Here is a 23657-nt window from a genome sequence, read left to right on the forward strand (position 1 = left end):
TCGGTATCTACGTACGATGGTTCTTCCGTAACACTGCCACGCCCCTTCTCATTCCGAGACACCAGGTCCGATCCGCGAGACGATTTCGTCCCAGTAGCCGGGCAGCGCCTCGAACGGCGCGTTCTCCTCAAGCGCACTGCCGCTGCCTGCGTCGGTCCGGTCGGTGAAGAAGATCGTGCCGGCCCCCTGCCAGCGGGCGATCCGGACGGCCTCCTCCAGATGGGTGCGCGGAACGCCGTGCACGAAGTGGGCGAAACGGGACGGGTCGTACTCGGCCGTCCACTCCGCCACCTGCGACCAGCGGTAGTCCGTCCACGGTCCGCTGAAGGTGACCAACTGGTCGGCGGTCTCGGCGTATCCGGGGTACGGATGGACGCCGTGCCCGAGGACCAGATGACATCCGGTCCCCGTCACCGACCTGAGGGCGTCCGCGATCCGCCGGGTCTCGGGCAGATCGGGGCGCCCGGCCGGGGCCCGGTCGAGGAAGAAGCCGTCGGTGCGGTACCAGTCCGTGAAGCGGTGGGCCTCCGCGATCAGCTCGCCGAACGGGCGGGTGCCGTGCGCCATGTCGAGATGGCCGAGCACCCGCGTCCCCGTGTTCCGGATCCGGCCCGACGCCGCCAGGCAGTGCGGGTCGGGCCTGGCGCCGGGGCCGTTGGCCACATTGAGCACGACCCAGTGCAACGGCGTGCCGGGCCGGGTCAGTTCGGCCCACTCGACCGGGGCGACCAGCGGGTGCGCGTAGCCCGGTACGCCGAAGCCCAGCTCGGCCGAGAGCGTCGCGGCCGGGGTCAGATGCGGCATGCCGCCTCCATCCAGATGTCGGCGAGCGACTCCTCCAGATTGATGCGCGGGCGCCAGCCGAGGCGGTCGCGGGCGGTGCGCACGTCCGCCTGCTGCCAGCCGCCGCAGCCGTCCGGGTACGGCGACGGCGCGGCCAGGTGGTCCATGACCGGCTCGGAGGGGCGCGGAGCCACCAGGCCGGAGTGGCGGTGCTGGGGTGCGTCGAGCTCGTGGAGCGTGCCGCCGAACCCGGCGACCCTGGCCAGGACGGCGGCGGCGTCGCGCAGCTTCACCGCGTGGCCGGTGCCGATGTTCACGATGCCCTGGGCGGCCGAGAGCGACGCCGCGTGGACGGCGCGCGCCACGTCCCGTACGTCGACGAAGTCGCGCTGGACGCCGAGCCCGGAGAGCTTCAGCTCCTTGTCCCCCGCCTGCATCGCACGGCGCATCGCCTCGGCGAGCCGGCCCAGCGGGGAGCCCGCGGGGGTGCCGGGGCCGACCGGTGAGAAGACCCGCAGGACGATCGCGTCGAGCCCCGAGTTGAGCACCAGCTCGCTGGCGGCCAGCTTGGAGACCCCGTACGGGCCGCCGGGGCGCGGGACCGCGTCCTCGGCGGTGGACGAGCCCGGCTGGCTCGGTCCGTACTCGGCGGCGCAACCGAGCTGCACCATCCGGGCGTTGCAGGTGCTGCGGCGCAGCGCCTCGCAGACGGAGGCGACGGCGACGGTGTTGTGCCGGGTCAGATCGCGGGCGCCGCCGCGAGTGGCACCGGCGCAGTTGATGACGACCCCGGGGTGGACGGCGTCCAGGAAGCGGGTGAGCGCTCCCGGGCTGCCGCTGGCGAGGTCGAAGCGGACGTCGGCGTCGTCGCCGCGCCCGAGGGCCGTGAGGTGCACGGCGGGGTCGGCGAGCAGGCGGTCGGCCACATAGCGGCCGAGATATCCGTTGGCTCCGAGCAGCAGCACCCTCATCGCGCGGCCGCCTCTCGATACCGACGGGTCGGTGCTGGAGATTCGGGGCTCATTTTTCGTTCTCCTTCTGAGGTGTTACCGGGTGGTCGGCCCGCGGCGTCGGCTCCGCGGGAGTTTCGGGGGCGGTCCTGCGGGTGGCGGGACCGCCGCTTCAGGTGTGCGCCGATGCGCGGGAGAGCGCGCGGGTGGCATGGGCCAGCAGGGCGAGCGCCACCGCCCCGCAGACGACGGCGGATACGGCCGCGGCGCCCAGGGTGTCCACGGGGGCGGCGACGAAGCGGCAGCCGGGGAGGCGGCCGATGAGGACGGACGCCAGGGCGAGCGCCTCCCCCGCACAGGCGGTGGCCAGCGCGGCGGCCGCGCCGTCGGGCAGGCCGTGCACGGTGAGGAGCCGGGAGAGCAGCAGCAGAACGGCGAGGGCCGCCGCTCCGGGGCCGAAGCCGGGGACGAACAGCAGCGCCGCGGGCACGGTCGCGTACAGCAGCGTCACCAGGGCCACCAGCGGCCTGGTGCGTGCGGCGAACTCGGCGGTTCCGCGGCTGGTCGCAAGCTTCCGGCCGGCCAGCAGGGCGAAGAGCCGGACGCACCAGGCGGCGGGCGCGACGGCGACGGCGAGACCGGCCACCGCGAGACCGGACAGCGGCCACGGCCCGTCGGGGCCGCCCCGCACGAACTGGTCGAGGAGCCCGTCGCCGCAGAGGGCGTAGCCGAGCAGCCAGCAGACGTACAGGCGCGCGGCGGGCACTGTGCGCCCCCTGGCGTGCAGCGGGCCACGGCGCAGGGTGACGGCGAGCGCGAGCCCGGTGAGGGCGGCACCGGCCGCCGCGGCCGCGAGCCTGCCGCCGCCGTGGGTCAGCCCGGCGCCGGCGACGGTCGCGACGGCGCAGGCGCCGGGCAGCAGTCCGTCGAAGGGGGCGCGCGGAACGGCGGCGGCCGGAGCGTGCGCCGGTTCGGCTCCGTCGGCCTCCGCGCCCCGGGGGACCCGGGCGTACAGCTCGTCGGCGAGCGAGAAGACGTCCCGGTGGCGGAAACGGGCCGCCGTCCGGTCGGTGATCCCGTGCGCTTCGAGCCCGGCGGCGATCTCCAGCGGGTCGACGGCCTGTTCGCACAGCTCGCGGTGGCGGTGCATCAGCGCGCGTACGGGGTCGGCGGGCCCTCGCACACCCTTGCGCGCGGGCGGCCCGGGCAGTCCGGCCGTCGCACCGAGCACGGCTTCGGAACGGTCGTCCCACGCATCGGCACCCACAGGCGGACGCGGCCCGTCGGGGGGCTGGGACTCGGTGGTACGGGGGGTGCTCATACGGCGGCCTCTCGGCGCTGGCAGGGGAGTGGGGGCCGAAGACGGAGGAGACGGAAGGGAGGAAGGGGACGGAGGCACTGGGACGGCGCGTGCGTACGGGGCAGGGGCGCCGCAAGACGGGGCATGCGCCGGAGCGGTGAGCAGGGCGTGCGGGGGCCTGTTCCGGCGGCGCGATCGGCACCGCGGCAGCGGCATACGCTCCGGCGTACGCCCCCCAATGCCTGCGCCCCCTCAGCTATCGACGCCCTCCGGCCCCCGCTCATCGGCCGCCCTCCCCCACCGCGGCCACCGCACCGGCCGCCCGCGACATCCGCGCGGCCCCCGCAGACAAGGCATCCGCCGACAGCAGGCCCCCGGCGTCAGCCTCAGCCTCAACCCCGGCCCCGGCCCCGGCCCCGGTCATGGAGTGCGGGCCCGCGCCCGGCTCCGGCTCCGCCCAGCTCGGGGTGCGGACCGCGAGACCGGCGCCGCCCCCCGCCGTCCAGTTGCCCGGGACATGCGACTCCGCCGGATGCGCGAACGGCCGGGGCGCCCCGGTGTCGTGCTCCGGCGCACGCCGGACCGGGCAGTGCGAGATCAGGTCGAGGTAAATGCCGTGAAATGCCGTCAGATTCTGCTGGACCGTGAAGAGTTCGAGCGACCGCGCACGCGCCGCCGCCCCCAGCCGCTCCCGGCGCGCGGGGTCGCGCAACAGCGCCAGGCAGGCATCGGCCAGCGCCCGGGGATTGCGCGGCGGCACCACGAGCCCCGTACCGCCGATGACTTCGACCACGGCCCCGACATCCGTGGAGACCGTCGCCCGGCCGCAGAACATCGCCTCCACCAGACTCACCGGAAACCCCTCCACCACGCTGGAGAGCACGACGACCGCTCCCCCCGCGTAGGCATCAGCGAGGTCGGGGGTCTCCGGGCCGCCGATGTCGTCGAAGGCCACCGGGTTGGAGCCGACGGCGTGCGCCCCGGCCGCCTCGTCCGGGAACAACTGCGCGGCCAGCGCCCGGCAGTGGGCGAGATAGGCCACGCTCTCGGCGCCCTCGGCCGGCGCACCGACGATCCGCAGCACCGCGCCCGGCCGCTCCCTGCGCACATCGGCGAAGGCGTGCAGCAGCGAGACCAGATCCTTGGCCGGCTCGATGCGCCCGACCCACACCAGGGTCTCCGGATCGCCGGTGTCCGCGCCCTCCCCGACGGCGGCGAAGCGGTCGGCCTCCATGCCCGGGTAGACCGTGCGCAGTTTCGCCGGGTCGGCGCCGCACTTCTCCTGCCAGCGGCGGGCGTGCGTATTGCCGGGCGTGATCACCGCGGCCTGCCCGTACACCTCGGCCGCGAGCGCCCGGTGGAAGGCGGCGAGCAGCGCCCGTACCGGCGCGCTCCGGTCGCCGCCCGCGAGGAAGTGCGAGCGGAGCTGGACCCCGTACTCGGTGACCAGCAGCGGCACCCCGAAGAAGCGTTTGGCCAGCAGCCCCGGCAGTGCGGCCGTGCCGCCCGCCGTGGCATGGCAGAGGTCGGCCGACCCCAGGCCGTCCTCGGTGTACCAGTCGAGGGAGAGCGGCCGCAGCGCGCGTTCCAGCAGATCGGCGAAGGCGAGATGGTCGGGGACCCCGGCGGCCTGCACCGTGCGGCTCGCGCCGGGCGCACGGCAGGCGGACTCCAGGGCGCGCACGGCGGTCTCGGAGCGGAGCGCCGTATGCAGCCCGCCGCGCTCCCTCGCCAGTTCGGCCAGACCGTAGAGGCCGGCCGCGAAGCCCGGTCCGCCGCCGCAGACCGCGGTCGCCAGGTCACCGAAGTGCCCGGCGAAGCGGCGCCGGTCGCGACGCCCGTACCGACGGCCCGCCACCGGCGCGGTCCACAGCGGCGCGGTGCGCACCCGGCGCACCTGGGGCGGCAGTTCCACCCGGCCCGCCGCCTCCTGCTGCGCGCTGCGGCTCAGGGCGTAGACATCGAACTCGTGCCGGCCGAGACCGCGCACCAGCCGGTCGCACCAGAGCCGCGACTCACCTGTCGCATACGGATAACCACCGTCCGTAAGCAGTCCTGTCCGCACGAGCACACCCCCGGTCTCCCTTCAGGCAGTCGCCGTTGGTGACGGCGACTCGCAGCGGGACGACCGTAAGCGGACAGAGAGGTGGCGCGATGGACGGTTGTCCATCGCGCCACCAGAAGGGGTGAACCGTCGTAACTTTCTCCCACCGGTAGCGTTCTGTGGCGCTACGGTGCCTTTCCGTTACTCGGGGTGGGGCCGGTTCAGACCACGGCCGACTCCGTACGGGCGGCGCGGCGCACCGCGGCGAGCACCGGATCGAGCGTGGGGACGGCGGCCAGCAGCTGCTTGGTGTACGGGTCCTGCGGAGCCCCGTACACGGTGTCCGCGTCGCCCTCCTCGACGATCCGGCCCTGCCGCATCACCGCGACCCGGTCGCTGACCTGCCGCACCACGGCGAGGTCGTGCGCGACGAAGACCAGGGCGAGCCCCAGCTCCCGCTGCAACTCGGCCAGCAGGGACGTGACGTGGGCCTGTGTCGTCACATCGAGCGCGGAGACCGCCTCGTCGCAGACGATCAGCTCCGGCTCGGCCGCGAGCGCCCGCGCGATCCCGATCCGCTGGCGCTGACCGCCGCTGAACTCGTGCGGATAGCGGTCGTACTGGGCCGCGTCGAGACCCACCCGGCCCAGCAGGTCGCGGACCCGGTCCCGGATCAGCGACTCGTCCCGGTCGCCGCGCGCCCGCAGCGGGTCCGCGACGGACTCCCCCACGGAACGCCGGGGGTTGAGCGAGGACACCGGGTCCTGGAAGACCATCTGCACCCGGGCCGCGCGGTGCAGACGACCGGATGTGGGGTCGAGGAGCCCGACGAGCATCCGCCCGAGGGTGGTCTTGCCGCTGCCGCTCTCGCCGACGATGCCGAGGGTCTCGCCCCGGTGGACGGCGAGGGACACCCCGTCGACCGCAGCGAAGGCGGCCCTTCCCCGGCCGAACACCCGCCGGACATCGACGGCTTCGACCAGCGGCGCACCCTCGTCGCCCGCGGCCACCCGCTCCGAGCCGCCCCCGGCCGCGATCCGCTCCGGAGCGCCCGTACGCAGAGCGCCCACGAGCGGAGCCTCCGCAAGCCGGCCCCCCTTGAGCGGAGCCTCCGTACGCGAGGCCGCCACAGCCCCGGCCCTCGTCCGCCCGGCCTCGGCCCGCCCGGTCTCCACCCTCGGCACCGCCGCGAGCAGCGCCCTGGTGTACGGCTCGCGCGGTGAGCCGAGCACCTCGGTCACCGGCCCCCGCTCCACCGCCCGCCCCTCCTTCATCACCAGCACCTCGTCCACCGACTCCGCCGCGACCCCCACGTCATGGGTGACCAGCAGCAGCCCCATCCCGGTCTCCTGCCGCAGCCCGTGCAGCAGATCGAGGATCTGCGCCTGCACGGTGACGTCCAGCGCGGTCGTCGGCTCGTCCGCGATCAGCAGCTGCGGCTCACAGGCCAGCGCCATCGCGATGAGCGCCCGCTGGCGCATCCCGCCGCTGAACTCGTGCGGCCGCGCCCTGGCACGCCGGGCGGCGTCCGGGATGCCCACCCGGTCGAGCACCTCGACCGCGCGTGCCCTCGCGGCCCTGCGGGAGGTCTTCACATGGACCCGGTGCACCTCGGCGATCTGGTCGCCGATCGCGTAGTACGGGTCGAGCGAGGAGAGCGGGTCCTGGAAGACCATCGCGGCCTCACCACCGCGCAGCCCGCGCAGCTGCGCGTCGGACGCGGCCTGCACATCCACCCCGGCCACCGTGACCGACCCGGTGACCCGCGCGCCGCTCCCCCGGTGCAGCCCGAGCAGGGCGTAGGCGGACGCGCTCTTGCCCGAGCCGGATTCGCCGACGACGCCGAGTGCGCCGCCCGCCTCCAGCGTGAACGACAGGCCGTCGACGGCCCGTACGGATCCGTCGAAGGTGACCGCGAGGTCCTTGACGTCGACCAGGCTCATGACAGGACCACCCTTCGGTCGGCCACCGCGTACAGCACGTCCGCCGCGGCGTTGGCGATGACCACGAAGAAGCCGGTGACCAGCACCATGCCGACCACCACCGGCAGGTCGACCACGTTGACCGCGTGGACGAGTTCACGCCCGATGCCGGGGATGCCGAAGAGCGACTCGGTCAGTACGGCACCGCCGAACATCGAGCCGAAGTCATTGGCGTTCAGCGCGATGATCGGGGCGACTGCCCCGCGCAGCGCGTGCCGTCCGATGATGCGGCGTTCACCGACGCCGTACGCGCGGAAGGTCCGCACATGGTCGTCGGCCAGCGTCTCCAGCATCGAGGCCCGGGTCAGCCTGGCGTACTTGGCGGACTCGATCAGGGCGAGCGAGAACCAGGGCAGCAGCAGGTTCCACGCCCACTGCTGCGGGTCGTCGGTGAACGGTACGTACTGCGGATACGGCAGCCAGCCCAGCGTCCCGCACACCACGATCATCAGCACCAGGCCGATGACGAAGACGGGCGTCGCGTTGCCGGCCAGGGTGATCCCGGTGAGCAGCCGCTCGGTGGGGCGGCCGCGCCGCCAGGCGGAGAGCATCCCGGTGCCGACGCCGAGGATCAGCCACATCACCATCGCGCCGAGCGTGAGGGAGGCGGTGACCGGCAGCTTGGTGAGGATCAGCTGGGTGACCTGCTGGTCGGTGCGGTACGAGAGGCCGAGGCAGGGCGCGTGGCAGTGCAGCACCGAGGTGCCGGTGGAGAAGTCCCGGCCGGCGAAGATGCCCTGGAGGAAGTGGCCGTACTGCACGTACAGGGGGTCGCCGAGGTGCAGCTGCTCGCTGACCTGGTGGACCTGGACCGGTGAGCAGCGCGGGCCGCAGGTGATCTGGGCGACGTTTCCGGGGGCGACGTAGAAGACCGCGTAGATGATCACGGAGATCGCGAGGAGGGTGACGGCGGCGCCGATGAGGCGCCGCAGCAGGAAGCCGGTCATGTTCACGCGGTGGCCTCCTTCTCGCGCTTGCGTCCGGTGCCGATGCGCAGCCGGGACGCGGCGCGCGGGTCGAGTGCGGTGCGCACGCCGTCGCCGAGCACCGTCAGCGAGACGACGGTGAGGAAGAGCATCCCGGCGGGGAGCAGCAGATACTGCGGCGCGGCCTGGTACCAGACGTCGGCCGATGTGAGCATCTGTCCCCAGGAAGGGGTGGGCGGTTTGACGCCGACGCCGAGGAAGGACAGCGCGGCCTCGGCCGAGATGTTGGAGGGGAAGAGCAGCGCGGCGTACGTGATGACGGGCGCGGCGAGCGACGGCAGCAGTTCGCGGCGGGCGATCTGCCACTGGTTCCAGCCGCTGAGCCGGGCCGCCGCGACATGGTCGAGCGACTTGAGGCTCAGTGTCGCGGCCCGGACGATCTTCGCCGTACCGCCCCAGCCGATGAGACCGATGACGAGTGCCACCAGCACCGGGCGCGGGAAGGTGTCGGGGACGATCGCCATCAGCGCGAGCGAGAGCACCATCAGCGGCATCGCCACGACGACGTCGGTGATCCGGCTCAGGACGGCGTCGACGAGCTTGTTGCCGAGCCCGGCGGCGACCCCGAAGACGACGCCGAGCAGCACCTGGACGAGGGTCGCGGCGAACGCGACGGAGAGCGAGACCCGGGCCCCGTAGACCAGCCGGGCGAAGAGGTCGCGGCCGGTCTGCGGTTCGATCCCGAGCCAGTGGCCGGCGCTCATACCGCCGAGCGGCCCGACGGGGACACCGCCGCGCGCCGAGTCGATGAGCGCCGGGTGGTAGACGTTGGGGTCCTGGCCCTCCAGCGCGGTGAGCAGGGGCGCGGCGAGCGCGACCAGGACGAGCAGGGCGACGACGACGGCCGCCACGGTGGCGGCGCGCTGTCCGCGCAGCCGCCGCCAGAACTGACGGGCCCCGGACGCGGGGGCCGTGCGCACGGCCCCCGCTCCTTCGGCCAACAAGGCTTCCGACATGGTTACTTGACCGCTACCTGCGAGATGTCGAGCACACCGGTCCAGTCGCTGATGACGACGTTCTTGATGTCCTCGCCGTACAGCCGCTGGTAGACCGGGTGGAAGAGCGGCACGGTCAGTGCCTGCGCGCCGATCTTCTTGTCGAGCGCGCCCCAGCGGCGGGCCGCCGCGTTCAGGTCGGTGAGCTTGTTGATCGCGTCGATCTCCTTGTTGACCGAAGGGTCGTTCAGGAAACCGGAGTTGAAGTTGGCGCCGCCCTCGACGATCTGGCGACCGTCGAAGATCGGGGCGAGGAAGGGCCCGCCGGAGGGCCAGTCGGCGCCCCAGTGGGCGAGGAAGAGGCCCGGCTCGGTCTTCGCGTTCTTGGTCTTGTCCTTGTAGTCGTTGTCCTCCAGGCCCTGGAGCTTGACGGTGATGCCCGCCTTCTTCAGGGATTCCTGCATGGCGGTGGCGATCTCCGGGCTGGTCTCGAAGTCCTTGGCGTCGGAGTGCGTCAGGGTGATGGTCAGGCCGTGGGCGTAACCGGCCTGCTTCAGCAGCGCCCTGGCCTTGGCCGCGTTGCCCGTGCTGCCGGCCGGGAAGTCGTCGTACGGCGTGTAGCCGAAGGACTTCTGGTCGGGCAGGAAGGTGGTGGCGGGTTCGGCGAGCGCGGATCCGCCCGCCGCGTTGATCACCGATGAGCGGTCGACCGCGTAGGCGACGGCCTGGCGCACCTTCGGGTTGTCGAAGGGCTTCACCTTGGGGTTGAAGGCGAGGTAGTTGGTGTAGCCGAAGTGCCCGGTGCCGACGCGCGAGGCGAGCTTCTTGTCGCCGGTGACCTTGGCCAGTTCGGCCGGGCCGAGGTTGGTGTCGGTGGTCACGGCGGCGGCGTCCGCGCCCTGGGAGCTGGCGAGCCGCTGGTTGATGACCGAGGAGTCGAGCCCGGAGCGTACGTCGATGGTGTCGGGGTACGCCTTGCGTTCGCTGTCGGTCTTCGCCGACCACTGGGTGTTGCGTGCGAGGGTGATCCGCTCGCCGTCGTTCTCGTTCTTGACGACCTTGTACGGGCCCGACGAGAGCGGGTGTTCCTCGTACTTGGTGCCGGTGTCCTTGGCCTTCGGCACCGGGGTCGTCTGGGTCTGCGTGGCCAGATAGGGGAACTCCCCCTCGGGCTTGTTGAGATGGAAGACGATGGTCCGGGCGTCGGGCGTCACGATGGAGTCGAGGCCCTTGCCCTTCTTGCCGTCGGCCCCGGCCTTGTACGGGCCCTGGTACTGGGCGCCGCCGATCAGCCAGTCGCGCAGATAGGGCGCCCCGCCGGACAGCTCGGCGGCGAAGGACCGCTCGATGCCGTACTTGATGTCGGCGGATGTGATGGGGGTGCCGTCCTCGTACCGCAGCCCCTTCTTGAGGGTGTACGTCCAGACGGTGGCGTCCTTGCTGGGCCTGCCGATGTCGGTCGCGAGGTCGGGGACGACCTTCGCGCCGGCGGAGCCGTTGGCGCGGTGGCGGGTGGTGAGCGTACGGAAGACCAGCGAGGGGACGTTGCCGCCGCCCGACGTGTAGAGGCGCGCGGGGTCGAAGTCCGTCTGCGGCTGGCTGTTGAGGACGGTGAGCTTGCCGCCCTTGCGGGGCGTGCCGTGGGCTCCGGACGTGGCGCTGCCGCTGTCCTTGGGCCCGGCGCAGGCGGCAGCGCCCAGGGCCAGAACCAGACTCGCGGCCGCCACGGACGCTGTGCGTGGGGACAGATGACGCATCGGAAAAGCACCTCTCGGTGTGCTGTACGCGGAATGTGACAGAGGTCCGCGCAGGCAGCAGCGCCGGAAGGGAGCACCGGGGAAAACAGAAATGCCGCGCCTGCGGGTGGAAGAGGCCCGGGCGCGGCAGGGGGGAAACAGCCGACACACGCCGGGGCAGGCGGGTCAGCTACAGAGAATGTCGGCGACGCAGTGCCCGGTCACGCCGAACAGCACCAGCTCAAAGGCGGTGTGATCGGAGAACTCGGGGCAGCGCGGCATGCCGAGAAATATGAACGACCCGCCCACCGATGTCAACGTGGGTGGACGCCGGAACGAGACAGCCGTCTCAGCCCTCGGGATAGACCCAGGGGTTGGCCCGGCATTTGATCCCGTCGATGTCCAGCGACTTGGTCTGCTGCTGCATGACCGGCGCGAGGGCGCCGGGGGTGCGGCAGCTCACATGGTTGTGGCCGAGCCGGTGGCCCACCTCGTGGTTGATGAGCATCTGCCGGTACGGATAGATCTTGCTGTCCCCGTAGGTGGGCGATCCCTGGGCCCAGCGGTAGGCATTGATCATGACGCGGTCGGTGGCCGCCGAATCGCAGGACACATTCTCTTCGAGCGTGTCGAGACCGGATTTGGCGCACCAGTCGGCGGTGGTGACCGGGCTGGCCAGCGTAATCACGAAATTCGGGTGCCCGGACGAAATACGCTCGAAGGTCTTGGCGCCGTTGTGCGCCCAACTCCGCTTGTCGTTCAGGGTCTTCTGGACCGCGTCGGCGAACAGCACACCGTCGAGCCCCATTCCCTTCTCGATATCCACCCGGTAGCGGTATTTGGTGCCGTGGCCGGGCGCCTTGGCCGATCCCGGCACCACGGAGAAATCACCGGACGCCTTGAGTTTCGGGGCGAGCGGATAGAGCTTGGACATTTTCTGCGTGTAGGTCAGCGGCACCGGGGCGGCCTTCGGCGTCACCCGCTTGCCGTCGCGGGACGCGGCTCCTGCGGCGGCCCCCCGCTTGGCCGGGCCCGCGGCGTCGGCGTCGTGGTGGCTGTCGCCTCCGCCGACGACCTGACCCGCGACCACGACCGCGAGGACGGTGATCACGGCTGCGGCGGCGATCCCGGCGAAGGTACGGCCCCGGCCGCCCTTGCCCGCCGTACTGCCCGCCGCGCCCGAGCCGTCGGCGCCGTCCGTACCGCCCGTGCCGCCCTGCCCGGCGCCGGAATCACCGGCCGTGGCGCTGCCGGTTCCGGCACCGCCGGTATCAGCGCCACCGGTATCAGCGCCACCGGCGGGAGCCACGGTTTCCGCTTCTGCGGTGTCCGATGCGCTCAGCGTGCCCGAGCTGACGGCACGGCCGGGACCCCGGGCGGGCAGATCGGTGAAGGCATCCACGAACTCCTTGCGGGGACCGGGCACTTGGGGCCCACGCCCGATGCCCTGCCAGGACCCGTACCGCTCGGGCCCCGGTGCGTCCCACTCGGACTGCTGGGGATGACCGCCGCGCACCTGTGATGTCTGTGATGTCTGTGGCACCTGTGGCACCTGTGGCACCTGTGGTGCCTGCGGCGTCGCCGCCCCGGCGGCGGTCCGCCTGCGGCGACCGGTTCCGGCCTCGGCACGCGCCTGGGTCCCGGTGTCCGCGCCGCTGCCGGCGTTATCGCCCGAGGTGTCTTCCACGCCCCGAGGCGCACCGTCCCGACGGCTGTGACGTCCCACTCCCCGGATCAGCTCCCACTGGTGTCGTTGTCGTCCCGCGACGTGTTGTCGTCCAGCAACTCCCGGAAGGCAGTCGCGACCAGCTCCGGGTACTCCATCATCGCCACATGCCCGGCATCGGGCAGTGACAGCAGCCGGGAACCGCGGAACGCGGCTGCCGCCTTGCGGGCCATACGGTACGAGACGAGCTGGTCCCTGACCCCGTACACCAGCAGCGTAGGGGCCAGCACCCGCTGCGCCTGACGCCAGAGCCCGTGCTGCCCGCCCAGTGTGTACGCATCGACGATGCCCCGCGCCGACCGGGTCATGGCATCCCAGAAATACGGCAGTTCCAGGCGGCGCCGCATCTCGTCGACCGCGTTGCGCACGCCCTCCTCGCTGACGCGCGACGGGTCGCCGTAGCAGAGCCCGAGCATGCCGCGGGTACGCATCTCGGGTGTCCAGTCCCTGGTGAGCCGCTGGAAGAGACCGGCGACACCGGGCACCGCCAGCAGCGCGGTGGGCGCGGCCGTGCGCTGTACGCGCAGATCGGGCAGGGCCGGTGAGATCAGGGTGAGGGTGCGCACCAGATCGGGGCGGAGCGCGGCGACCCGGGTGGTGACGGCGCCGCCCAGCGAGTTCCCGAAGAGGTGGACCGGGCCGCGGCCGCTCGCGTCGAGCACCCGGATGACCGCACGGGCGTGGCCGGTGACCGAGTAGTTCCCGTCGTCGGGCGGCGGCGAGTCGCCGAAACCGGGCAGGTCGAGCGCCTCGCTCTCCACGACGTCGTCGAGGAGGGGCATCAGCGCCGACCAGTTCTGCGAGGAGCCGCCGAGCCCGTGCACATAGAACGCGGGCGGCAGCCCGGACCGGGCCGGGGGCCGGGAGCGCAGGGCCAGCGTCAGCCCGGGAAGCGTGACGGTCCGCAGTTCCTCTCCCTCCGCGATCCGTACGGCGCTCGCTCCGGTGGCCGGAGTGGCGGCCGCGATTCCCGGCAGCTCGGTCGAAGACATAAGGCGATGTTACGAGACGATCACGCGGGTATCCGTGTGTTCGCTGTCACAGACACATCGCGCTCCGGGGCGCGGGCTCCTACTCTCGGTAGAGAGGGAAGGGAAGCGACTATGCCGACCGAACCGAGCGACAGCGCGGACCCCCGCCACAGCGATGCCGATACCGAGGACCCCACGGCCCCCGGGGAAGACGGGGAAGCGGAGGCCGATCCGGCCGACAGCGCGGAGCAGCGCAAGGACCTCACACCGCAGGAGGACGACCCGCTGACCGGCATCGATCCGGCGAAAGCCAATGAGGCGGACGCCGCGGAACAGGCCCGGGTGGTCCCCGTCGACGAGGACGACTACCGCTGAAAGCGCTTCCCCAGCTGTCCGGTCCATGAAATTCTGCGTCCGCACCACACACAGCCGGGTTACCCAAAAGTACGATGGCGGGCAGCGACGCACCAGCGTGTGCTTGTTCAACTGAGCTTGTTCAATCATTGGGAGGCGGCGTGACAGCCATCGAGCAGACCGAGGCAGCGCGTCCGCGGGGTACGCGGCTGCCGCGCCGCGCACGACGGAATCAGCTGCTGGGCGCCGCCCAGGAGGTGTTCGTCGCGCAGGGCTACCACTCTGCGGCGATGGACGACATCGCCGAGCGTGCCGGTGTCAGCAAGCCCGTGCTCTACCAGCACTTCCCGGGCAAGCTCGATCTCTATCTGGCCCTGCTCGACCAGCACTGCGAGTCGCTGCTCCAGGCGGTCCGTACGGCGCTGGCGTCGACCACGGACAACAAACAGCGCGTGGCGGCGACGATGGACGCCTACTTCGCGTACGTCCAGGACGAGGGCGGCGCGTTCCGCCTGGTCTTCGAGTCCGACCTGACGAACGAGCCCGCGGTGCGCGAGCGCGTGGACCGGGTGTCGCTCCAGTGCGCCGAGGCGATCTCGGACGTCATCGCCGGGGACACCGGGCTCTCCAAGGACGAGTCGATGCTGCTGGCCGTGGGCCTGGGCGGCGTCTCCCAGGTGGTGGCCAGGTACTGGCTCTCCAGTGAGTCCGGCATCCCGCGCGACACCGCGGTGCAGCTGCTCACCTCGCTGGCCTGGCGCGGCATCGCGGGCTTCCCGCTGCACGGCAGCGACCAGAGCTGACCCGGTCCTGGGCGGTGTTCGCTGCGGGCGTGCGGTGCTGACGTCCTGCGGGCCGCCCGGCCCGGCTAATGTGTGCTGCGTACGGCGCGGCTGACCGCGCACCGCACGACCGTCGGAGGGACATAGCCGTGGAGGTCAAGATCGGGGTTCAGCACGCACCCCGGGAGATCGTTCTGGAGAGCGGGCAGTCCGCCGAGGAGGTCGAGCGCTCGGTTGCCGACGCGCTGGCCGGCAAGGCGCAGCTGCTCAGCCTCACGGACGACAAGGGCCGCAAGGTCCTGGTGCCTGCCGACCGCATCGCCTACGTGGAGCTCGGCGAGCCCGCGACCCGCAGGGTCGGGTTCGGCGCGCTGTAACCGGCGCTCCGCGGGCAGCACAACAGCAGGACGAACGACGGGGACGGCCCGGCGGTCAACACGACCGCCGGGCCGTCCCCGTGCGTGTGGTCCGGCAGTGGCAAGGATTGCGTCCCGCGGCCGCCGGGTAAGACCGGAATCAGTAAAGGATCAGTCAGCTCACAGCTGGTTCACACGATTCGCAGCGGCGCGCGGAAGGGAAGACATGCTCTGGGAAGCCTTCGCATCAGTACTGCTCGGCCTGGCGCTGGCCTGGTACGCGACACGCAAGCTGCCCACCCGCCTGCCGTCCCGGCACGTGGTCCTGGCCACCGGCCCGGTCGGCGCCCTGTTCGGCGCCTTCCTCACCCGCTCGGCACTCGGCCCCGGCCACGGCCCGGTGGTCCTGCTGGGCGCGGTGGTGATCGGCGCGGTCGTGCTCTCCCTGCTGGTGCGCCCGGTCCACCGCATCCGGCGGTCGGCCGCGGTGTAGCCCGCGCCCGCCGGCCCGCCCCGGCCGCCGACCAGGGACCTGTCGTCAGGCGGCCAGGCCCAGTGCGGCCATCCGCTTGGTGTGGGCCTCGGTGATCCGGGAGAACATCCGGCCGACCTCCGCCAGGTCGAAGCCGTCCGCGACGCCGCCCACCAGCATCGTGGAGAGCGCGTCCCGGTCGGCCACCACCCGCTGGGCCTGGCTCAGGGCCTCGCCCATCAGACGTCGCGCCCACAGGGCGAGCCGCCCGCCGACCCGGGGCTCCGCCTCGATCGCGGCGCGCACCTTCTCGACGGCGAAGTTGCCGTGGCCCGTGTCGTCGAGCACGCCGAGCACCAGCTCGCGGGTGTCGGTGTCGAGACGGGCCGCGACCTCGCGGTAGAAGTCACTCGCGATCGAGTCGCCGACGTACGCCTTGACCAGCCCCTCCAGCCAGTCCGAGGGTGCGGTCTGGCGGTGGAAGTCGTCCAGGGCCTGCGCGAAAGGCTCCATGGACGCCGTGGGCTCCACATCGATCGCGGCCAGCCGGTCGGACAACCGCTCGAAGTGGGAGAACTCGGCGGACGCCATCTTCGCCAGCGCCGCCTTGTCGGCCAGGGTCGGCGCGAGCTTGGCGTCCTCGGCGAGGCGCTCGAAGGCCGCCAGCTCGCCGTACGCGAGCGCGCCGAGCAGGTCCACGACCGCGGCGTGGTACCTCGGGTCGGCCGACGCCGTGTCCCAGTTCTGCGCGGCGATACCGGTCTGTTCCTTGGCGGTGTCAGGCGTCTGCATGGACCGCACAATAGCGCTCCGCCCGCCGGGGATGAATTGCCGAGCGCGGTCCAGGCGCGATGTGCGCGGGGCGCGCGTGCGTCCCCGGTGAGAATCGGGCGGAGACCGGGCGGGGGCCCTGTGACCGGCGGGAAACGGGGGCCGGGAAAGGCCCGTGTGACACCGGGAGACCGGTGTGGCCTCGGTCTCCTCATGAATTCACCCAACGCACCTGCGCGATTTAGGGGTACAGTGGTAATGCGCTTGCCAAATGTTTTGGCATGCCATCCGAATGAGGATGCCCGGTCGGTGGCCCGATCGGCTCCACCTGACCGCCCTCACCGATTCGATGTGAGGGGCCCCCTCAGCGGCACGAGCGCTTGAGCGATGGCAGTGGTCCCGCGCCTGTACGGCACGGTACGACCCCCTTGTTCGCCTCGGTCCGCGTCTCACAGAAGAGGCAGCACCCTGACTACGTTCCGAGACCTCGGTATTCTCACCGAGACCGCCGAAGCCCTAGAAGCTGTCGGCATCACGTCCCCCTTCCCCATCCAGGAGATGACGCTCCCCGTCGCGCTCTCCGGCTCCGACGTCATCGGCCAGGCCAAGACCGGCACCGGCAAGACGCTCGGCTTCGGACTGCCGCTCCTGGAGCGCGTCACCGTCCCCGCGGACGTCGAGGCGGGCCGGGCCAGGCCCGACCAGCTGACCGACGCCCCGCAGGCGCTCGTCGTCGTCCCCACCCGCGAGCTGTGCCAGCAGGTCACCAACGACCTGCAGACCGCCGGCAAGGTCCGTAACGTCCGGGTGCTCGCCATCTACGGCGGCCGGGCCTACGAGCCGCAGGTCGAAGCCCTGAAGAAGGGCGTCGACATCATCGTCGGCACCCCCGGCCGGCTGCTCGACCTGGCGGGCCAGAAGAAGCTCAACCTGGGCCACATCCGCGCGCTCGTCCTCGACGAGGCCGACGAGATGCTGGACCTGGGCTTCCTCCCCGACGTCGAGCGCATCATGAGCATGCTGCCGGCGAAGCGCCAGACCATGCTGTTCTCGGCGACCATGCCCGGCGCGGTCATCGGTCTGGCCCGGCGCTACATGTCGCAGCCCACGCACATCCGCGCCACCTCGCCCGACGGCGAGGGCCAGACGGTCGCGAACATCACGCAGCACATCTTCCGCGCGCACTCCATGGACAAGCCCGAGCTCGTCTCGCGCATCCTCCAGGCGGACGGCCGCGGCCTGGCGATGATCTTCTGTCGTACGAAGCGGACGGCGGCCGACATCGCCGAGCAGCTCGCCACCCGCGGCTTCGCCTCGGGCGCGGTCCACGGTGACCTCGGCCAGGGCGCCCGCGAGCAGGCGCTGCGCGCCTTCCGCAACGGCAAGGTCGACGTTCTCGTCTGCACCGACGTCGCGGCCCGCGGTATCGATGTGGACGATGTGACACATGTCATCAACTACCAGTCCCCCGAGGACGAGAAGACGTATCTGCACCGCATCGGCCGCACCGGCCGCGCGGGCAAGTCGGGTACGGCCATCACCCTGGTCGACTGGGACGACATTCCCCGCTGGAAGCTGATCAACAAGGCGCTCGACCTGCCGTTCGACGAGCCGGAGGAGACCTACTCCACCTCGGCCCACCTCTACGAGCTGCTGGGGATCCCCACCGGCACGAAGGGCGTCCTGCCGCGCGCGGAGCGTACGCGTGCCGGGCTCGGCGCCGAAGCGGTCGAGGACCTGGGCGAGACCGGCGGCCGTGGCCGCAAGGCGTCCGTGCCCGCGCCCGCCGTCAAGGAGGAGCGCGCCCCGCGTACGCCCCGCCAGCGCAGGCGTACCCGCAACGGCGCACCGCTCACCGAGTCCGGCGCCGCCGCACCCGTGACGGAGGCCGTGACCGAGCCGTCCGCCCCGGCCGAGAGCGCCGACGAGGCACGCGCCCCGCGCCGCCGTCGGCGTACGCGCTCCAGCAGCGCGGATGCGGCACAGACCGCGGTGGCCGAGGCTGCGGTCGTGGCTCCGGCCGCACCGGTGGCCGGTCCCGCCGTCACGGACGAGCCCGCCGCGGTCAAGCCGAAGCGGACGAGGACCAGGACGGCCAAGTCCACCGCGAAGACCGCCGAGGCCGATGCCCCGGTGGCCGAGGCACCGGTCGCCGAGGCGGCCGCCGTGACCAAGCCGAAGCGGACCAGGACCCGCACGGTCGCGGCCGAGGCCCCGGTGGCCGAGGCGGAGACCGCCGAGGCGAAGCCGAGGCGCCGCCGCACGAGGGCGCCGAAGGCGGCACAGCCCGAGAGCTGAGACCGACAGCACCGGTGGCCCGGATCCCGCACGCGGGGTCCGGGCCACCGGTGTGTCCGGCCGACGGCGGGGGCTCACGGCCGGCAGCGGGGCGCCGGCGGCGGACCTCCGGACACCGCTGCCTGCCCGGGGCCGGTGCGCGCCCGAAGTGGCGGCGCCCGGGCGGTCAGCACCGGCTGCCGCTGCACTAGCCTCATGGCATGAGCAGGCCCCTCACCTTCACCCCGCCGCCCGGCACCCGGAGCGCCCCGCTGCAGACCTCCCGCGGCGCCTTCGCCGCGCTGCTGACCCCCGCCGCCGGGCCCGCGACCTCCACCCCCAGGCCCACCGCGCTCCTGCTCCCCGGGTTCACCGGGAGCAAGGAGGACTTCACCGCGATGCTCCAGCCGCTCGCCGCCGCGGGCTACGGTGTCGTCACCGTGGACGGCCGCGGGCAGTACGAGACCCCCGGCCCGGACGACCAAGAGGCGTACGCCCAGGGCGAGTTGGCCCGGGACGTACTGGCTCAGGCGGCGGCGATCGACACCCCCGTCCATCTGGTCGGGCACTCGCTCGGCGGCCATATCGCCCGCGCGGCGGTCCTGCTCGACCCGGCACCCTTCGCGTCGTTGACACTGATCTCCTCCGGTCCCGCCGAGGTCGCCGACGTCCAGAAGCAGAAGCTCAAGCTGCTGAGCGACGCACTCACCCGGCTGGAGATGGCGCAGGTGTGGGAGGCGATGCGTGCGATGGGCCCGCCGCAGGACGCCGACGCGGGGGACGAACCGGCCCTGCGGCGGCGCTGGTTGATGCACAACCCGGCTCAGCTCATCGCCACCGGACGGCAGTTGGCGACCGAGCCGGACCGCGTCGGCGAACTCGCCGCCCTCCCGCTCGCCCTGCATGTCATGTCCGGCGAGAGCGACGACGCCTGGCCGGTGCCGCTGCTGGACGAGATGGCCGTACGGCTCGGGGCGGTACGGAGTGTCATCGCGGGCGCCGAGCACTCCCCCAACACCGACCGGCCGGAGCGGACGGCCGAGGCGCTGGCCGCGTTCTGGGACGCACAGGGCTGAGCCGCTCGGCGGAGCCGGCCGGGGAGCGGGCGCCCGGGCGCGGAGGCCCGCGGCCGGTCAGTACTGCGACTGCAGGTGGTTCCAGAAGCCGTCCCGCAGCGCCCGGCGCAGGTCGCCGTGGCCGCGCAGCGACCGCTGGAGCAGCCGTTCCGCCTCGACCAGCAGATCCTGGTCGACCGGGCCCGGCAAGTAGGGGCGGCCCGGCAGCAGTTCGGCCAGGGTCTGACGGCCCCGTTCGGAGAGCCAGGTCGCCGCGATCTGCGCGCCGACGAAGCGGACGTCCTCGCGGGACGGCAGCGGCGTCCCCTCCTCGTACACCGTGACCGGCCGCCGGCCCACGTACGGCTTCCAGAACTCCAGGTCGAAGGTCCGCTGGCTGTCGACCTCCCAGAGGAGCGGGTCGGCCTGGTTGCGGCCCTCGCCCGCCTCGATGCCCCAGAGGTGGACGCGCGCTCCGTACCCCTGGGCCGCCTCGACGGCGGAGACCAGGTCCTCGTCCCCGCCGACCAGTGCGGCGTCACTGATCGCACGGTGTCTGGCGAGCGACTCCAGATCCGTGCGGATCAGGGAGTCGACGCCCTTCTGCTGGTTGTTGGCGTTCAGGTTGCCGAGGCGGACCTTGACGTCCGGGAGCTCGGCGATGGACTGCTGTTCGGGGGTGTGGATACGGCGCCGGGCGCCGTCGTACCAGTACACGCGGAGCAGCCTGCTGTCCGCGAAGATGGTCCGCGCCTTGTCGATGAACGCCTCGATCAGGCCCTCCGCGTCCAGGTCGAACGATCTGCGGTCCTCGCTCCCGGTGACCAGCAGGCCGGCCGCGGCGTACACGTATCCGGCGTCGACGAAGATCGCGTGCGTGGAGGGTGTCTTGGACACCTCGGAGAGCACGCGCTGGAGGAGCGCGTTCGTGCGCTCCAGCTGGGCGCTGATATCAGGATCGTTCATACGGGGTTCATTCTCTGTGGCCACCCGGAGTGAGCACAACCTGCGGCCTGCCCGGCCACCCGGCTCACCGGCCGCCCGAACCATCGGTCGTTAGGCTCGCGAAAATTTTCTTTAGCGTAGGGAATGTTTGCCGGGAGCAACTCGTTGTCACCTACGGAACGTGTTTGCACACTTCAACACGCAATCCCCACTTAACGGACGGGCAACCGTCCGGACGCAGCGCGGGACAAGACTGTTCAGAGCCCGCACCAGTAGTTCTCCTAGCAGGAGGATCAGACGAAGGGAGAAGCCTTGCGCTTCGAAATCATGCGACTCGATGATGTCGATGGCTCCGCCATGGACAGCACCGTCGTAGACGCCGCCTCCGTCAACCGGATCGTGCAGCAGGCCGCCGCAATCGGCCAGCGCATCTACATCCGCCCGGCCGACACATCGGCTTCGTAACACCGGAAGATTTTCCTGAGGAAGCGCCCCCGTGCGGATGCACGGGGGCGCTGTGCGTTCCGGCCGGGCCCGGCGGAAGGTGCCCTAGGTGCCCTCAGCCCGGCCTTGATGCCCTGAAGGTGTGCTCAGCCGGCCTTGATCACCTGCGTGATGCCGTTGATGATCTGCTGCACCGCGATCGCGGACAGCATCATCCCGGCGAGCCGGGTCACCAGCACCACACCGCCGTCCTTGATCACCCGGATGATCAGCAGCGAGTACCGCATGGTCACCCAGAGGACCACATGCATGGCGACGATGGCGGCCCACACGGAGACCTGCTGGGTCGCGGTCGACGCGTGCTGCACCGCGAGGATCACCGAGACGATCGCACCCGGCCCCGCCAGCAGCGGCATGCCCAGCGGTACGAGCGCCACATTGACGTCCTTCGTCTGCGTCGGCTCGTCGGTCTTGCCGGTGAGCAGATCGAGCGCGATCAGCAGCAGGAGCAGGCCGCCGGCGATCATCAGCGCCGGTACGGAGACATGCAGGTAGTCCAGGATCTGCTGACCCAGCAGACCGAAGACGGCGATCACCCCGAAGGCCACCGCGACGGCCTGTCCGGCCATCCGGCGCTGGACCTTGGCGGGGCGCCCGGCGGTGAGGGCGAGGAAGATCGGAGTGATCCCAGGGGGGTCCATGATCACGAAAAGCGTGACAAAGAGGGATCCGAAAACGGCGACGTCGAACACAGTGAGGGCCTTGCTTGCGTGGAGAGAGTGAGCGGGGACGGTGGTACCGGACCGCGGACGCGGGCCGGCACCGGACGGTGGCACGACGGAGCGCGGCACACCGGAAGGTGACAGAACGGGGGGAGGCGGTGGCGCCGGGCACCTGGCACCTCGCCCGTACGGGCTTCCGCCCACGATCCGGGCGAGCCCAGCCGGGCGGGTCCGTCCAGGCGGCCCGGATCGAGGGCGACAGCCCGTACGGAGCCTCCGGCGGGCCGGGCGGAGCCGCTAGGCGGAGTGTCCGCCGGCGCCCGGCACCGGGAAGGCGCCGGTCGCGCGCCGGGTGATCTCGCCGTAGACCTCGGGGTGCGTCGTACACGCCCCGAGCTCCACGAATTTCCGGCTGCCGTGGTAGTCGCTGGAGCCCGTGACCAGCAGCCCCAGGTCGGCGGCGAGCCCGCGCAGCCGGACGCGGGTGGGCTCGTCGTGGTCCATGTGGTCGGCCTCGATGCCGTCGAGTCCGCCGGCGGCCAGATCCGCTATCACGGACTCGGGCACCACCCTGCCCCGCTTGACGGCCTGCGGGTGGGCGAAGACGGTGACGCCACCGGCCTGCTTGACCAGCCGGATCGCGGTGAAGGGGTCGAGTTCGTGCTTCTCGGCGTACGCGCGCCCGCCGTCGGCCAGCCACTCGGCGGTGAACGCGTCGGACACGGTCTCGACGACCCCCAGCTCCACCAGGGCGGTGGCGATGTGGGGACGGCCCAGCGAGGCGTCACCCGCGATGCGCGCCACCTGCTCCCAGGTGATCGGGACGCCCAGCTCCTGGAGCTTGCGGACCATGGTCCTGGCGCGCGGGACGCGGTCGTCCCGTACGAGTTCGCGCTCGCGCAGGAACTCGGGCTCGTCGGGGTCGAAGAGGTACGCGAGCATGTGCAGGCCGATACCTTCGGCCTCCCCGGCGCCGCCGAGCCGGCAGGACAGCTCGGCGCCGGTGACGAGGGTCAGCCCGGCGGGCAGCGCCGCACGGGCCTCCGCATGGCCGCGGGTGGAGTCGTGATCGGTGAGCGCGACGACGTCGAGTCCGGCGGCCGCCGCGTTACGCATCAGCTCGGCCGGGGTGTCCGTACCGTCCGAGGCCATGGAGTGGGTGTGCAGATCGATGCGCACGACGCGGGACTCCGGAGCTCGGTGACGTAAGACGGTCCGTCCATCGGGGGACGTTCAAGGGTAACCGGCGTACGGAGCTGTCCGGGCCGGGCCGGATCCTGGACAGCGCACAGTGCGGCACCACCTCAGGGAGGGCCCGCCGCCGAAGGCAGCCCGTCGGCTACGGACGCGCGGTCGGCCCAGGATGCGCGGTCAGCCCAGGATGCGCGGCGACAGCGCCCCGCAGGGCAGCAGTTCCACTTCGGTGCCCACGTCCCGCAGGTCCGTCAGGACCAGTTCGTCGTACATCAGCAGGCCCGACTGCTCGGGCCAGAGGATCGCCCACAGCCAGAGCCCGCGCGCCTCCCCGGCGAAGACCGCGCGGTCGGTGGGCGACTCGATGCGCCAGAGCGGGGTGGGGCGGCCCGCGGCGAGCACCTTGGCCTGCGGGGGCTTGCCGACGTCGATGTACTGGCCGGGGTCGGGGCCCTCGACGCCCGCATAGCGCGCGCCGAGACCGACGGCCGGCTCCTCGGCCACCAGGAGCAGCTCCCCCGGACCTTCGAGCGGGCCGGGTCCCGAACAGGCGACGGCGGTGGCGCGGCCTCCGCTGCGGTCGTCACCCGCGCTGACCACGCCGGTGAAGAGCCAGCCGACGGGGAGCGGCCACGGCATCCAGACGGGCACCCGCGCACGCGAGGCCACGACCTCCAGCGCCTCGACCGTCGGCGGGAGAACCGGCTGCAGCGGATGAATCACGCCGTGCACGTCGCACTGCCACGCGTCGGCGAAGAGGCCGGGTGCCCTGACCCGGCCGCCGCACTTCGGGCAACTGGGTTCGCCCCTCATACCTCCCAACGGTCCTCCCCGGTTGTCACCACGTCAAGGACGATCACCCGTCCGCCGCG

22 protein-coding genes are annotated in these 23657 nt (G+C 72.1%); 7 read left to right on the forward strand and 15 right to left on the reverse strand.

Annotated features, from left to right (window positions below):
- Positions 1–48: 48 nt before the first annotated feature.
- The 10 genes from OG510_RS11980 to OG510_RS12025 form a co-directional block, all read right to left on the reverse strand.
- Positions 49–804, reverse strand: coding sequence for a spherulation-specific family 4 protein (locus OG510_RS11980; protein WP_406136764.1), 756 nt, complete (start codon positions 802–804; stop codon positions 49–51).
- Positions 792–1754: an NAD(P)-dependent oxidoreductase gene (locus OG510_RS11985; RefSeq protein WP_164266911.1), complete on the reverse strand. Its 963-nt coding sequence runs from the start codon at positions 1752–1754 to the stop codon at positions 792–794. Before OG510_RS11985 ends, OG510_RS11980 begins: the two co-directional genes overlap by 13 nt.
- A 151-nt stretch (positions 1755–1905) precedes the next feature.
- Positions 1906–3054, reverse strand: coding sequence for a hypothetical protein (locus tag OG510_RS11990; protein ID WP_406136765.1), 1149 nt, complete (start codon positions 3052–3054; stop codon positions 1906–1908).
- Between the two features lie 259 nt (positions 3055–3313).
- On the reverse strand, positions 3314–5098 hold the full coding sequence (locus OG510_RS11995; protein WP_406142371.1) for a DUF3492 domain-containing protein: 1785 nt from the start codon (positions 5096–5098) through the stop codon (positions 3314–3316).
- A 200-nt stretch (positions 5099–5298) separates the two neighbouring features.
- Positions 5299–7020 (reverse strand): dipeptide ABC transporter ATP-binding protein, encoded by a 1722-nt coding sequence (locus OG510_RS12000; RefSeq protein ID WP_406136766.1) that lies wholly within the window; start codon positions 7018–7020, stop codon positions 5299–5301.
- The gene (locus OG510_RS12005; RefSeq protein ID WP_406142372.1) at positions 7017–8006 is read right to left on the reverse strand and encodes an ABC transporter permease; all 990 of its coding nucleotides are present in this window, start codon (positions 8004–8006) and stop codon (positions 7017–7019) included. Before OG510_RS12005 ends, OG510_RS12000 begins: the two co-directional genes overlap by 4 nt.
- Before the next feature lie 2 nt (positions 8007–8008).
- Positions 8009–9001: an ABC transporter permease gene (locus tag OG510_RS12010; RefSeq protein WP_406136767.1), complete on the reverse strand. Its 993-nt coding sequence runs from the start codon at positions 8999–9001 to the stop codon at positions 8009–8011.
- Between the two features lie 2 nt (positions 9002–9003).
- Positions 9004–10737, reverse strand: a complete 1734-nt coding sequence (locus OG510_RS12015) for an ABC transporter substrate-binding protein (protein ID WP_406136768.1) — start codon at positions 10735–10737, stop codon at positions 9004–9006.
- Between the two features lie 328 nt (positions 10738–11065).
- Complete coding sequence (locus OG510_RS12020) at positions 11066–12442, reverse strand: DUF3152 domain-containing protein (RefSeq protein WP_406136769.1); 1377 nt, start codon at positions 12440–12442, stop codon at positions 11066–11068.
- 8 nt (positions 12443–12450) lie between these two features.
- Positions 12451–13434 (reverse strand): alpha/beta fold hydrolase, encoded by a 984-nt coding sequence (locus OG510_RS12025; protein ID WP_406136770.1) that lies wholly within the window; start codon positions 13432–13434, stop codon positions 12451–12453.
- A gap of 111 nt (positions 13435–13545) precedes the next feature.
- Here OG510_RS12025 and OG510_RS12030 point away from each other — a divergent pair, with 111 nt between their 5' ends.
- The 4 genes from OG510_RS12030 to OG510_RS12045 all read left to right on the forward strand — a co-directional run bounded on the left by OG510_RS12030 (position 13546) and on the right by OG510_RS12045 (position 15398).
- Positions 13546–13788 carry a hypothetical protein gene (locus tag OG510_RS12030; RefSeq protein WP_406136771.1) on the forward strand — a complete coding sequence of 81 codons (243 nt, stop codon included), beginning with the start codon at positions 13546–13548 and terminating at the stop codon, positions 13786–13788.
- A gap of 140 nt (positions 13789–13928) precedes the next feature.
- The gene (locus OG510_RS12035; RefSeq protein WP_164266269.1) at positions 13929–14570 is read left to right on the forward strand and encodes a TetR/AcrR family transcriptional regulator; all 642 of its coding nucleotides are present in this window, start codon (positions 13929–13931) and stop codon (positions 14568–14570) included.
- Positions 14571–14698: 128 nt separating this feature from the next.
- A complete protein-coding gene (locus OG510_RS12040; protein ID WP_266853361.1) occupies positions 14699–14926 on the forward strand; it encodes a DUF3107 domain-containing protein in 228 nt (75 codons plus the stop codon).
- A gap of 205 nt (positions 14927–15131) precedes the next feature.
- The gene (locus tag OG510_RS12045) at positions 15132–15398 is read left to right on the forward strand and encodes a hypothetical protein (protein ID WP_406136772.1); all 267 of its coding nucleotides are present in this window, start codon (positions 15132–15134) and stop codon (positions 15396–15398) included.
- A 45-nt stretch (positions 15399–15443) separates the two neighbouring features.
- On the opposite strand, the gene OG510_RS12050 is transcribed toward OG510_RS12045, so the two are convergent.
- Positions 15444–16169, reverse strand: coding sequence for a ferritin-like fold-containing protein (locus OG510_RS12050; protein WP_406136773.1), 726 nt, complete (start codon positions 16167–16169; stop codon positions 15444–15446).
- A 537-nt stretch (positions 16170–16706) separates the two neighbouring features.
- Here OG510_RS12050 and OG510_RS12055 point away from each other — a divergent pair.
- Together OG510_RS12055 and OG510_RS12060 are read left to right on the forward strand one after the other, a co-directional pair.
- Positions 16707–18446, forward strand: a complete 1740-nt coding sequence (locus tag OG510_RS12055; RefSeq protein ID WP_406136774.1) for a DEAD/DEAH box helicase — start codon at positions 16707–16709, stop codon at positions 18444–18446.
- A gap of 200 nt (positions 18447–18646) precedes the next feature.
- Positions 18647–19501: an alpha/beta fold hydrolase gene (locus OG510_RS12060; protein WP_406136775.1), complete on the forward strand. Its 855-nt coding sequence runs from the start codon at positions 18647–18649 to the stop codon at positions 19499–19501.
- 57 nt (positions 19502–19558) lie between these two features.
- Here the strand turns inward: OG510_RS12060 and OG510_RS12065 are convergent, their stop codons facing one another.
- The gene (locus OG510_RS12065; RefSeq protein ID WP_164265922.1) at positions 19559–20446 is read right to left on the reverse strand and encodes an NYN domain-containing protein; all 888 of its coding nucleotides are present in this window, start codon (positions 20444–20446) and stop codon (positions 19559–19561) included.
- A 291-nt stretch (positions 20447–20737) separates the two neighbouring features.
- Here OG510_RS12065 and OG510_RS12070 point away from each other — a divergent pair, with 291 nt between their 5' ends.
- Entirely contained in the window at positions 20738–20890 is a 153-nt protein-coding gene (locus OG510_RS12070) for a hypothetical protein (RefSeq protein WP_328319488.1), read from the forward strand.
- A 125-nt stretch (positions 20891–21015) separates the two neighbouring features.
- Here OG510_RS12070 and OG510_RS12075 read toward each other — a convergent pair whose 3' ends face one another.
- The 3 genes from OG510_RS12075 to OG510_RS12085 form a co-directional block, all read right to left on the reverse strand.
- The gene (locus tag OG510_RS12075) at positions 21016–21621 is read right to left on the reverse strand and encodes a MarC family protein (protein WP_164265921.1); all 606 of its coding nucleotides are present in this window, start codon (positions 21619–21621) and stop codon (positions 21016–21018) included.
- Between the two features lie 267 nt (positions 21622–21888).
- Positions 21889–22770, reverse strand: a complete 882-nt coding sequence (locus OG510_RS12080) for a PHP domain-containing protein (protein ID WP_406136776.1) — start codon at positions 22768–22770, stop codon at positions 21889–21891.
- A gap of 192 nt (positions 22771–22962) precedes the next feature.
- Entirely contained in the window at positions 22963–23598 is a 636-nt protein-coding gene (locus tag OG510_RS12085; protein ID WP_406136777.1) for a DUF6758 family protein, read from the reverse strand.
- Positions 23599–23657 lie beyond the last annotated feature (59 nt).

It is taken from the genome of Streptomyces sp. NBC_01089 (assembly GCF_045162975.1).
Lineage (GTDB): Bacteria > Actinomycetota > Actinomycetes > Streptomycetales > Streptomycetaceae > Streptomyces.

Coding starts and splice junctions, on each gene's coding strand:
- OG510_RS12065 (WP_164265922.1), bottom strand. CDS start 20,446: ATGAACGATCCTGATATCAGCGCCCAGCTGGAGCGCACGAACGCGCTC.
- OG510_RS12085 (WP_406136777.1), bottom strand. CDS start 23,598: ATGAGGGGCGAACCCAGTTGCCCGAAGTGCGGCGGCCGGGTCAGGGCA.
- OG510_RS12060 (WP_406136775.1), top strand. CDS start 18,647: ATGAGCAGGCCCCTCACCTTCACCCCGCCGCCCGGCACCCGGAGCGCC.
- OG510_RS12005 (WP_406142372.1), bottom strand. CDS start 8,006: ATGACCGGCTTCCTGCTGCGGCGCCTCATCGGCGCCGCCGTCACCCTC.
- OG510_RS12000 (WP_406136766.1), bottom strand. CDS start 7,020: ATGAGCCTGGTCGACGTCAAGGACCTCGCGGTCACCTTCGACGGATCC.
- OG510_RS12055 (WP_406136774.1), top strand. CDS start 16,707: ATGACGCTCCCCGTCGCGCTCTCCGGCTCCGACGTCATCGGCCAGGCC.
- OG510_RS12030 (WP_406136771.1), top strand. CDS start 13,546: ATGCCGACCGAACCGAGCGACAGCGCGGACCCCCGCCACAGCGATGCC.
- OG510_RS12025 (WP_406136770.1), bottom strand. CDS start 13,434: ATGTCTTCGACCGAGCTGCCGGGAATCGCGGCCGCCACTCCGGCCACC.
- OG510_RS12015 (WP_406136768.1), bottom strand. CDS start 10,737: ATGCGTCATCTGTCCCCACGCACAGCGTCCGTGGCGGCCGCGAGTCTG.
- OG510_RS12010 (WP_406136767.1), bottom strand. CDS start 9,001: ATGTCGGAAGCCTTGTTGGCCGAAGGAGCGGGGGCCGTGCGCACGGCC.
- OG510_RS12045 (WP_406136772.1), top strand. CDS start 15,132: ATGCTCTGGGAAGCCTTCGCATCAGTACTGCTCGGCCTGGCGCTGGCC.
- OG510_RS11985 (WP_164266911.1), bottom strand. CDS start 1,754: ATGAGGGTGCTGCTGCTCGGAGCCAACGGATATCTCGGCCGCTATGTG.
- OG510_RS12050 (WP_406136773.1), bottom strand. CDS start 16,169: ATGCAGACGCCTGACACCGCCAAGGAACAGACCGGTATCGCCGCGCAG.
- OG510_RS11980 (WP_406136764.1), bottom strand. CDS start 804: ATGCCGCATCTGACCCCGGCCGCGACGCTCTCGGCCGAGCTGGGCTTC.
- OG510_RS11990 (WP_406136765.1), bottom strand. CDS start 3,054: ATGAGCACCCCCCGTACCACCGAGTCCCAGCCCCCCGACGGGCCGCGT.